Genomic DNA, 1,037 nt, shown 5'->3' on the forward strand with positions numbered 1-1,037 from the left:
ACTTAACCAGTTCCAGCATCTTGAAGACCATTTCTGAAGAGCTTTTTGCTGCTAGAGGCAGGAATTCTTCAAAGCTCATTGGCGATTCTTTATCAGCAACGTCAGAGATAGCACGTACAACAACAAATGGTGTGTTGAACTGGTGGCAAGTCTGAGCAATAGCTGATGCTTCCATTTCAACCGCAATAACGGATGGGAAGTTTTCACGAATGAACGCTTGGCGCTCAGCCGTGCAAACAAACGCATCGCCCGTACAGATCAAACCGCGAACAGCATGTGTATTTGCCATTTGCTCGAGTGCTTTTTCTGCTAGATCCATCAGTTTTTCATCCGCTTTGAATGCTGCTGGCTGACCTGCCATTTGACCAATTTCATAGCCAAAAGCGGTCACGTCTGCGTCGTGGTGGCGCACTTCTGTAGAAATCACTACGTCACCTAGATTTAGGCTTGAATCGAAACCACCAGCAGAACCTGTGTTGATAACCACATCTGGTTGGTATTCATCAAGAAGAATTGTTGTACCAACTGCCGCAGCAACTTTACCGATACCAGATTGTAGTAGCACTACATCTACATCGTTAATTTGACCAGAGAAAAACGTACAACCTGCTTTGTTTACGGTTTGGCAGTTTGTCATAGCTTCTTTCAGGATGGTCACTTCTTGTTCCATCGCCCCGATGATACCAACTTTCATAGCACTCTCTTTAGGTAAAATATTTAATCGGCGAGAGTATAGCACTCCCTGTCAGCAGTTTTCTATTTGATGAGTTCTGCTTTAGAAAGTTCGGTTCGTAATTGCTCGGCCCGTTTTCGATTGACGCCAAAGTCGGAATACCCTACGCGTGATTCTGAACGCACGATCAGAGTATTCCCGTCGATCTTTAATTCGAGATCATCCACGAAGCGCATGATTTTAGATGTGCATTCAATGCGCAGATAATTGCCATCTTTCTCTGCTGTTTTAGCCCCCGATAGTTGCAGTGCTGCTTGCTCAATTGCATCCAATGTGGCGGATTCGGTGAGAGTAAAAGGTTCGA

Annotated in this window: 2 protein-coding genes; both read right to left on the bottom strand. The window is 45.0% G+C overall.

Features of this window, described 5'->3' with window-relative positions; translation table 11 throughout:
• A partial coding sequence (gene mtnN, locus R7Q48_RS24900) for a 5'-methylthioadenosine/S-adenosylhomocysteine nucleosidase (protein WP_005461186.1) occupies positions 1–694 on the bottom strand: 694 nt, incomplete at its 3' end.
• Positions 695–756: 62 nt separating this feature from the next.
• Positions 757–1,037, bottom strand: a 281-nt coding sequence (locus R7Q48_RS24905; protein ID WP_318132791.1) for a DUF1499 domain-containing protein, incomplete at its 5' end; no start/stop codon positions are given.

The organism is Vibrio sp. 378 (genome assembly GCF_033339435.1).